Annotated in this window: 11 protein-coding genes; all 11 read left to right on the plus strand. The window is 74.7% G+C overall.

Annotated elements, in window-relative coordinates:
• The first annotated feature begins 15 nt into the window (after positions 1-15).
• Positions 16-630 (plus strand): cob(I)yrinic acid a,c-diamide adenosyltransferase, encoded by a 615-nt coding sequence (cobO, locus tag ABD296_RS38425; protein ID WP_344279332.1) that lies wholly within the window; start codon positions 16-18, stop codon positions 628-630.
• A complete protein-coding gene (locus ABD296_RS38430; protein WP_344279335.1) occupies positions 624-1994 on the plus strand; it encodes a cobyrinate a,c-diamide synthase in 1371 nt (456 codons plus the stop codon). Before cobO ends, ABD296_RS38430 begins: the two co-directional genes overlap by 7 nt.
• 32 nt (positions 1995-2026) lie before the next feature.
• Positions 2027-2602, plus strand: coding sequence for a GNAT family N-acetyltransferase (locus tag ABD296_RS38435; RefSeq protein ID WP_344279338.1), 576 nt, complete (start codon positions 2027-2029; stop codon positions 2600-2602).
• 85 nt (positions 2603-2687) lie between these two features.
• Entirely contained in the window at positions 2688-3188 is a 501-nt protein-coding gene (locus tag ABD296_RS38440; protein WP_344279341.1) for a hypothetical protein, read from the plus strand.
• Between the two features lie 3 nt (positions 3189-3191).
• A complete protein-coding gene (locus tag ABD296_RS38445; protein WP_344279344.1) occupies positions 3192-4190 on the plus strand; it encodes a methyltransferase domain-containing protein in 999 nt (332 codons plus the stop codon).
• Positions 4187-4636, plus strand: coding sequence for a cobalamin biosynthesis protein (locus tag ABD296_RS38450; RefSeq protein WP_344279347.1), 450 nt, complete (start codon positions 4187-4189; stop codon positions 4634-4636). Before ABD296_RS38445 ends, ABD296_RS38450 begins: the two co-directional genes overlap by 4 nt.
• A gap of 99 nt (positions 4637-4735) precedes the next feature.
• Positions 4736-5368 (plus strand): precorrin-8X methylmutase, encoded by a 633-nt coding sequence (locus tag ABD296_RS38455; RefSeq protein WP_344279350.1) that lies wholly within the window; start codon positions 4736-4738, stop codon positions 5366-5368.
• Entirely contained in the window at positions 5365-6423 is a 1059-nt protein-coding gene (gene cobC / locus ABD296_RS38460; RefSeq protein WP_344279353.1) for an Rv2231c family pyridoxal phosphate-dependent protein CobC, read from the plus strand. The genes ABD296_RS38455 and cobC overlap by 4 nt, the downstream gene beginning before the upstream one ends.
• A gap of 12 nt (positions 6424-6435) precedes the next feature.
• Positions 6436-7581: a nicotinate-nucleotide--dimethylbenzimidazole phosphoribosyltransferase gene (gene cobT, locus ABD296_RS38465; protein ID WP_344279356.1), complete on the plus strand. Its 1146-nt coding sequence runs from the start codon at positions 6436-6438 to the stop codon at positions 7579-7581.
• Between the two features lie 111 nt (positions 7582-7692).
• Positions 7693-8931 carry a uroporphyrinogen-III C-methyltransferase gene (cobA, locus tag ABD296_RS38470; RefSeq protein WP_344279359.1) on the plus strand — a complete coding sequence of 413 codons (1239 nt, stop codon included), beginning with the start codon at positions 7693-7695 and terminating at the stop codon, positions 8929-8931.
• The coding region (locus tag ABD296_RS38475) for a hypothetical protein (RefSeq protein WP_344279362.1) at positions 8928-9124 on the plus strand (197 nt) is incomplete at its 3' end. The genes cobA and ABD296_RS38475, both read left to right, overlap by 4 nt.

Here is a 9124-nt window from a genome sequence, read left to right on the forward strand (position 1 = left end):
GAAGCAGGGGCTGAGATGCCGCAGGGGAAGCCGGAGTACGTGCCGGAGGACGGGCTCACCACCAGGCAGCGCCGGAACCGGCCGCTGGTGATGGTGCACACCGGGCCGGGCAAGGGGAAGTCGACGGCCGCGTTCGGGCTCGCGCTGCGGGCCTGGAACCAGGGCTGGCCGATCGGGGTGTTCCAGTTCGTCAAGTCGGCCAAGTGGCGGATCGGCGAGGAGAACGCGCTGCTCGCGCTGGGACGGCTGCACGAGCAGACCGGCGAGGGCGGGCCGGTGTTCTGGAGCAAGATGGGCGAGGGCTGGTCGTGGATCCAGCGGCCCGGCACCGAGGCCGACCACGAGGCCGACGCCCGCGAGGGCTGGGAGCAGATCAAGCGCGACCTGGCCGCCGAGACCTACCGCCTCTACATCCTGGACGAGTTCACCTATCCGATGAAGTGGGGCTGGGTCGACGTCGACGACGTCGTCGCCGCGCTCGCCGCGCGTCCCGGCAACCAGCACGTGGTGATCACCGGCAGGGACGCCGACCCGCGGCTGATCGAGGCCGCCGACCTGGTCACCGAGATGGGCAAGGTGCGGCACCCGATGGACAGCGGCCAGAAGGGCCAGAAGGGCATCGAGTGGTGACCGTTCCGCGGCTCGTCATCGCCGCGCCCTCGTCGGGCAGCGGCAAGACGACCGTGGCGACCGGGCTCATGGCGGCGTTCGCGATGCGCGACCTGCAGGTGTCGCCGCACAAGGTGGGGCCCGACTACATCGACCCCGGATACCACTCGCTCGCGACGGGACGGCCCGGCAGGAACCTCGATCCTTGGCTGACGTCAGAGGAAATGGTCGTGCCGCTGTTCCTGCACGGCGCGGCGGGCGCGGACGTCGCGGTGGTCGAGGGCGTCATGGGCCTGTACGACGGTGCAGCCGGGCTCGGGCCGTCCGATTCGGCCGGGGGAGGCGACTACGCGTCGACCGCGCACGTCGCGACGCTCCTGGACGCGCCGGTCGTGCTCGTCGTGGACGCCTCCGCCGCCGCGGGACGGTCCGTCGCGGCGCTCGTCCACGGGTTCCGGTCGTTCGGGACGGTCCGCGTCGGAGGCGTCATCCTCAACCGGCTCGGGTCGGACGGCCACGAGCGCATGTGCCGCGACGCCGTCGAGGACCTCGGGCTGCCGGTCCTCGGGGCGTTGCGCCGCAGCGACGACGCCGTCACGCCGTCCCGGCATCTCGGGTTGGTGCCGGCGGCCGAACGCAACACCGAAGCGGTGGAGAGCGTACGAAGACTGGGCGAGCTGGTAGCGGCGTCATGCGACCTAGACGCACTCCTAGCGCTGGCCCAGGGCGCGCCACAACTGGACGCGGTGCCCTGGGATCCGTCCACGGCCGTACCGGAGACGCACACCGGACGGCCCCGGATCGCAGTAGCGGGCGGTCCCGCATTCACGTTCGGCTACGCGGAGAACGAGGAACTGCTGGAAGCGGCAGGCGCGGAGGTCGTCCGGTTCGATCCGCTGCAGGACGATGGCCTGCCCGACGGGACGCGCGGCGTCGTCATAGGCGGAGGCTTCCCCGAGGTGTACGCGGCGCAGTTGTCGTCCAACGAACGGCTGCGCAAGGAACTGGCGGCGTTCGCCAACGCGTCCCGTCCCGTCTACGCCGAATGCGCCGGACTCCTCTACCTCGCACAGGAACTCGACGGCGCCCCCATGTGCGGTGTGCTGAATGGCGCCAAGGCGGCCATGGCCCCTCGGCTGACGCTGGGCTATCGTGCCGCGGTGGCGGTGGCCGACTCGGTCGTCGCCCGGGCGGGCGAACGGGTGCACGGCCACGAGTTCCACCGCACGGTGACGGACCCCGACCACGGGGAGACCGCCGCCTGGCAGTGGGCCGCGTCCGGTCCCGTGGGCTTCGTCCGGGGCGACTGCGTCGCGTCCTACCTCCATGTGCACTGGGCCGGATCTCCCTGGTTCGCCAGCCGGATGGTCGCGGCCTGCCTGTGACGGGTCCGCCGGCGGACGTGGATGGGAGCAGTGTGGACGTCTTCACCGACAGCGTGCGCCTGGAGAGCGGACGCCTCGTGCTGCGCCCGTTCGGGCTCGACGACGCCCCGCAGCTCATCGAGGTGGTCCAGGCCGGTGAGGACTTCCTGCCGCCGAACTTCCCGGACGCGCTGGAGGCCGAGCCGCTCGCCTGGTTCCTGAGCGAAGGCGTCCACAAGGTGCAGCGTTTCGGCCTCGGCATCCATCTGGCGGTGACCGACCGCTCGACCGGCGGCCTCCTCGGCACCATAGGGCTGTTCAAGGTGGACTGGGCGCAGCTGACCTGCGAGATCGGATACGGGATGCGGACAAGCGCGCGCGGGCGCGGGTACGCGACCGAGTCGCTCACCCTCATCTCGGACTGGGCCCTCCGGGACTGCGGCCTCTACCGCGTCGAGCTGCGCGCACTGACCACCAACCACGCCTCGATCCGGGTCGCGGAGAAGGCCGGCTACGTGCGCGAAGGGGTGGCGCGCGGCGCGGAACGCGATGCCGACGGCGTCAACCGGGACATGCTCGTCTTCAGCCGCATCGCCTCCGACCTCCGGCGGGGCGGCCCGGCATGCTGACCGATCCGGGCGCGTCCGGCGCGCCGCGTCCCGGCCCGGGCGCGGCCTGCAGGAGGCTCGACGTCCACGACCAGGAAGGACGGGCATGACCGGGACACAGGCGGCCGAGCCGCGAGCGGCACGGCGCACGCTAGTGATGCACGGCGCGAACGCGGGGGAGACGGCCCGCCGGATGCTGCCGAAACTGCCGGACGACTGCTTCGTCCCCGCCGGCCTCGCCGCGCTGCGCGGCGCGGTCGGAGAGGGGCTCGCGCAGGTCGTGCTGGTGTCCGGCATGGACGAGCAGGCCGGGATCGCGGGCGGCGTTCCCGCGCTGGCCGCGATCACCGCGGACATGGACGGCGGCGCGGCGCTGGCCGGCGAGGTCGCGCGGGCCGGCACGCCGCAGCGCGTCTACGAGCTGTGGGAGGCCGCCGGGCGGCTCGGGCCGTGCGGGCGCGAGCTGTGCCGGCGCACCGCGGGCGAGCTGGAGCGGTTCGCCGCCGAGGCGGCCGGATCGGCCACGAGCCCGGTGGCGGCGCAGGTCGTGCTGGTCGACGCGAGGGGAGAGCGCATGGTCGGGATGTTCGGGCGGATGGCGCGGTAGGCCATGCTCACGGTCAGCGGCCGTGACGGCTCGCCGCGCCCCGCGATGGCGCTGGCGGGGCGGGCCTTCGCCTTGGCCGGCGTGCCCTGGGACGACGCGCTGGTCGTCTCCGCCCAGGAGTTCCGGCGCGCGGTGAACACCTGCCGCGCGCACCCCAAGGTGGCGGTGCTGACCGCCCCCGGCGCGGGACCTGCCGAACTGGGACGCGCCCTGTTCCCGCAGACGCCGCGCTCGTTCATCGTGTGCGAGGACGTGGACGGGCCTGGCGAGCGCGTCGTCCACGTCCGTCCGGCCGAAGCCACCACACGGCCGTGGAACAAACCGGATGTGGTCCTGGTCTTGGACAACCGGCGCGGAGAGGAAGCGTCCACATGGATCGCCGGCCCCGCACTACGCGAACCGACCTGGGCACTGCCCGAGGACGCTTTCGGCGGCGAATCGGCGCTCTCACCTGAGGCGCGCTCCTTTGTCTTGGCGAAACTGGGGCCCGGTATAGGGGACATGGTCTGGGACATCGGTTCCGGTGACGGCTCCGTAGCGATCGAATGCGCCCGCTTCGGCGCGGCGGCCGTGGCCCTCGACCGCGACGACTCCGTGTGCGCGCGGATACGGGAGAACGTCCGCAGGCATGGCGTGCGGGTGGCGGTGTCCCGTGGCGAGATCCGTACCGTCCTCGACCATCTGCCCGTTCCCGACGCCGTTTTCCTGGCGGACGCGACGTCCGAGGCGCTCGGGATATGCGCTTCGCAGGCCCGGCACCGCCTCGTCGCCACGGCGCCGGAAGACGGAATCCGCGCCCTCCTGGACGTCCTCGACGCCAACGGCTTCCGCGCCCACGCCACGAGCCTCCAGGTGGACCCGCTCCCCGAGCCCCCGGAGCCGCCGCCGCCCATCACGATCATCTGGGCCGAACGCCCCGCCCCCGTCGCGGAACGGCCGCCCGCGAAGCGGATCAGGGGCGTCGAGACCCTCCCGCCCCCGCCCGGCCGCCCCGTCCTGTGACCCTGGTCGTCGGCGTCGGCGCGTCCAGCCGGGCGGACGCGCGCGAGATCGCCGGACTGATCGGCTCCGTAGGCGCCCGCGGCGACCTGCGCGGCGACGACGTCGCGTGCCTGGCGACCGTCGAGGCGCGGGCGGGCGCCGGAGGCGTCCGCGACGCGGCCGGAATGCTCGGATTTCACCTCGTCGCCTACCCTGTGGGCGTGTTGGCGCAGGTGGCGGTGCCGAACCCGGCCGAGGGCGTACGGGCCCGGACCGGGACGGCCAGCGTGGCCGAGGCGGCGGCCCTGCACGGGGCCCGCGCGCTCGGCGGCCGTCCGCACGACACTTGCGGCGGTGTTCGGCTCGTCGTGGAGAAGCGCGCGACCGCGCGCGCCACGGTGGCCGTGGCCCGGATCATCCCGGCGAATCCGCCCGTCACCGGTGAACCCGGTGCAGCCGGGTCATAGCGGCCCGCGACCCGTGAAACCCTGGTGCCCGACGACAACCCCCGGCGACCGCGAGGACCGACCGTGACCCCACCCGACCGTGATCAACCTGGAGGCGCAGTGACCGTACGCCAGCCCCACCCGATCGAGGTCCGGTCCTACGAGATCCTGCGGTCCCGCGTCGACCTGTCGCCGATGCCGCCGCTGTGGCGGGCGGTCGCCGAGCGGGTGATCCACGCCACCGCCGACCTGGAGTACGCGGTGGACCTGGTCACCAGGGAGGACTTCCTCACGCAGGGCTGGTCCGCGCTGCGCTCCGGCGCGCCGATCGTCACCGACGAGCGGATGACCGCCGCCGGGATCAGCGCCCGCGAGACGGTCTGCCACGCCGACGACCCCGCCGCCGGGCGGATGGCGCGGGCCGCCGGGATCACCCGGTCGGCCGCCGCGATCCGGCTGTCGTACTCCGAGGTCGGGCCGGGCGCGGTCTGGGTGGTCGGCTCCGCGCCGGAGGCGATCTTCGAGATCATCGCGCGCGGCGTGCGTCCCGCGCTGGTCATCGGCATGCCCGTCGGTTTCGTGGGCGCCGCCGAGGCCAAGGAGGCGCTGCGGGCGAGCGGGCTGCCGCAGCTCAGCAACGTGTCGGAGAAGGGCGGGTCCGCGGTGGCCGCGGCGGCGGTGAACGCGCTGCTCTACTTCGAGGCGGGCCCCGCAGCAGGCTACGGGGCGGGCGCCGGACGGGGGGCGCCGTGATCGGGCACTGGCCGGCGGCGGTCGGCCCGGACGGCGACGCCGACGAGGTCGACCTGCGCCACCACGGGGACGCCGAGGTCGGCGACGGGCTCGCCGACTTCGCCGTCAACGTGCGCACCGGCATGCCGCCCGCCTGGCTGGCCGACCGGCTCCGCGCGTCCGTCGCGGACCTGGCCGGATACCCCGACCCGCGGCCGGCCCGGCGGGCCGTCGGGCGGCGGCACGGCCGGGCCGCCGAGGAGGTGCTGCTCACCGCCGGTGCCGCCGAGGCGTTCGTGCTGCTGGCCCGCGTCCTGAAGCCCCGCAAGGCGGTCGTGGTGCATCCGCAGTTCACCGAGCCGGAGGCGGCGCTGCGGGCCGCCGGGCACACCGTGGAGCGGGCGGTCCTCGGCAAGGACTTCACCCTCGACCCGGCCGTCGTGCCGGACGACGCCGACCTCGTCGTCGTCGGGAACCCCACCAACCCGACCTCGGTGCTGCACCCCGCCGCCGCGATCACCGCGCTCGCCCGGCCCGGCCGGACGGTCGTCGTGGACGAGGCGTTCATGGACTGCGTCCCCGGCGAGCCGGAGACCCTCGCGACCCGGCTGCCCGCCGGGATCGCGGTGATCCGTTCGCTGACCAAGACCTGGGGGCTCGCCGGGCTGCGCGCCGGATACCTGCTCGCCGACCGGCACCTGGTGGAGCGGCTGGCGGAGGCGCAGCCGCTGTGGGCGGTGTCCACGCCGGCGCTGGTGGCCATCGAGGCGTGCTGCGAGCCGCAGGCGATCGCGGAGGCGGAGGCGTGGGCGGCCGAACTCGCCGCCGAACGCGACCGGCTCGCCGGGGAGCTGACCGCCCGGGGCCTGTACGTGGTGCCTGAGGCCCGCGCGTCGTTCCTGTGCCTGCGCGTGCCGGACGCCCTCGGCATCCGGGCGCTGCTGCGGCAGCGCGGCTACGCGGTCCGGCGCGGGGACACCTTCCCCGGCCTGGGAAGCGACTGGCTCCGCATCTCCGTGCGGGACCGCCCGTCCAACGACGCTCTGCTGGAAGTGCTCGGCGAGCTGGGAATCTGAGGGAGACGACCCGTGGCCGATGAAGTGACTGGGGCCGATGATGCGACCGGGACCGCCGGCGACCTGATCGGTGAGACGCTGGCCGCCATCGCGCCGCCCGACCGGGCCGCGATGGACGACGCCCGCGACCTGCAGGGCCGGCTCACCAAGCCGCCGGGGTCGCTCGGCGTGCTGGAGGAGGTCTCGATCCGGCTCGCGGGGCTCGCCCGGCGGTGCCCGCCCCCGCTGCCCGAGCCCGCCGCCGTCGCCGTCTTCGCCGCCGACCACGGCGTGCACGCACAGGGCGTGACGCCGTGGCCACAAGAGGTCACCGCGCAGATGGTGGCGAACTTCGTCGCCGGCGGAGCGGTCGTCAACGCCTTCGCCAAGCAGGTCGGCGCCCGGGTCACCGTCGTGGACATCGGCGTCGCCGCCCCGCTGGACCCCGCGCCCGGCCTGCTCGCCCGCAAGATCGCCGCCGGCACCGCCGACATGACGGCCGGGCCCGCGATGACCATGGACGAGGCACGCCGCGCCGTCGCGACCGGCGTCGAGGTGGCCCGCGAGCTGGTCGGGCAGGGCGCCCGCTGCCTGATCACCGGCGACATGGGCATCGCCAACACCACCGCGTCGGCCGCGCTGATCGCCGCGTTCACCGGCCTGCCGCCCGAGCGCGTCACCGGCCGGGGGACCGGCATCGACGACGCCACCCACGCCCGCAAGGTCGAGGTCGTCCGGACGGCCCTCGCCCGGCACGGCCTCCTCGACGGCGCCGGCTCCCGCGACCCCCTGGACGTCCTGGCGGCCGTCGGCGGGCTGGAGCACGCCGGGATCGCCGGGTTCGTCCTCGGCGCGGCGGCGCTGCGGGTCCCGGTCGTGCTGGACGGGGTGATCGCCGGGTCGGCGGCCCTCGCCGCCGCCGCGCTGTGCCCCGACGCCCTCGCCGGCTGCGTCGCCGGGCACCGTTCCGCCGAGCCCGGCCACTCCGCCGCCGTCGATCACCTCGGCCTGCGCCCGCTGGTCGACCTGGAGCTGCGGCTCGGCGAGGGGACCGGCGCCCTGCTGGCGTTGCCGCTGGTCCAGGGCGCGGTGCGGGTACTGCACGAGGTCGCCACGTTCGACTCGGCCGGGGTCACCGAGAAGGAGGCCGCGCCCCGTAACGACCTGATCTCGGAATGAGTCACGCTCGGCTATCGAACGGCCGGAGCCCCTCTCCATGAACTCGCCAACCCGAGTACCTTTGTTCCACAAAGACACTTGTCCGTCACCGGCGTCCGAAAGAATCACCACGTGCCCCCGTACCTGCTAGGTCTGCGCCTTCGAGGGCGACGCGTCCTCGTCGTCGGCGGCGGCCGGGTCGCGCAGCGCCGCGTCCCCGCCCTGCTGGACGCGGGCGCCGAGGTCGTCCTCGTCTCCCCCGAGGTGACCGCCTCGCTGCAGGGCCTCGCCGAGGCCGGCCGGATCGCCTGGCACGCCCGCCCGTACCGGCGCGGCGACTGCGCGGGGGCCTGGCTGGTGCAGGCCGTCACCGACGACGCCAAGGTCAACGGGAACGTCGTCGCCGAGGCGGAGGCCGCCCGGATCTGGTCGGTGCGCGCCGACGACGCCGAGTCGTCCCCGGCCTGGACGCCCGCGAGCGGGCAGGCCGGCGACGCCACCGTCGGGGTGCTGCTCGGCGGCGACCCGCGGCGCGCCGCGGGCATCCGCGACGCCGTGGTGGACGGGCTGCGCGACGGCGCCCTGGAGTCGCGGCGGTCCCGGCAGAAGCCGTCCGGCGTCGCGCTCGTCGGCGGCGGCCCCGGCGACCCGGGCCTGATCACCGTCCGCGGCCGGCAGCTGCTGGCGATGGCCGACGTCGTCGTCACCGACCGGCTCGCCCCCGGCGGACTGCTGGACGAGCTGGCCCCCGACGTCGAGGTGATCGACGCGGCCAAGATCCCCTACGGCCGGACCGTCACCCAGGACAAGATCAACGACTACCTCGTCGAGCACGCCAAGCAGGGGAAGTTCGTCGTCCGGCTCAAGGGCGGCGACCCGTTCGTGTTCGGCCGGGGCGGCGAGGAGGCGCTGCACTGCGCCCGGCACGGCGTCCCGGTCACGGTGGTCCCCGGGATCAGCAGCTCGGTGGCGGTACCGTCCGCCGCGGGCATCCCGGTCACCCACCGCGGCGTCGCGCAGGAGTTCCACGTCGTTTCCGCGCACGTGCCGCCGGGCCACCCCGAATCGACCGTCGACTGGGAGGCGCTTGGCCGCGCCCACGGGACGCTCGTACTGCTCATGGCGGTGGAGCGTATGGCGGTCATCGCACCGGCCCTCGTGCGCTATGGTCGTGCGTCCGACACGCCGGTCGCCGTCATCCAGGACGGCACCCTCCCGGGCCAGCGGACGCTGACCGCGACGCTGGGCACCGTGGCCGGCGAGATGGCCGCCGGCGGAGTCCGGCCCCCGGCGATCGTGGTCGTGGGCGACGTCGTCGACGTGGCGCGAGAGATCGACATGATTCGAGCCGACTTGGGACGGGATCCGTGACACCCCCCGCAGAGCGAAGCGCGGTCCACGACGAGGAGGCGGGCACCGGACGCGGAGGCGAGGACTCCGCGAAGCCCGCGACCGGGAGCACCATGCCCGAAAAGCCGGACAAGGTCGCGCCCGGCGCCGAGCAGGCCGCCGGCGACGAGGCGCCCGGGCGCGCGGCGGCGCCGTCGGCCCGGGCCGCGCCGGC

It is taken from the genome of Actinomadura napierensis, from assembly GCF_039529375.1.
Lineage (GTDB): Bacteria > Actinomycetota > Actinomycetes > Streptosporangiales > Streptosporangiaceae > Spirillospora > Spirillospora napierensis.

Excerpts from the sequence above, each read along its gene's own strand:
- cobO (WP_344279332.1), top strand. The coding sequence starts at position 16 with ATGCCGCAGGGGAAGCCGGAGTACGTGCCGGAGGACGGGCTCACCACC.
- ABD296_RS38445 (WP_344279344.1), top strand. The coding sequence starts at position 3,192 with ATGCTCACGGTCAGCGGCCGTGACGGCTCGCCGCGCCCCGCGATGGCG.
- ABD296_RS38440 (WP_344279341.1), top strand. The coding sequence starts at position 2,688 with ATGACCGGGACACAGGCGGCCGAGCCGCGAGCGGCACGGCGCACGCTA.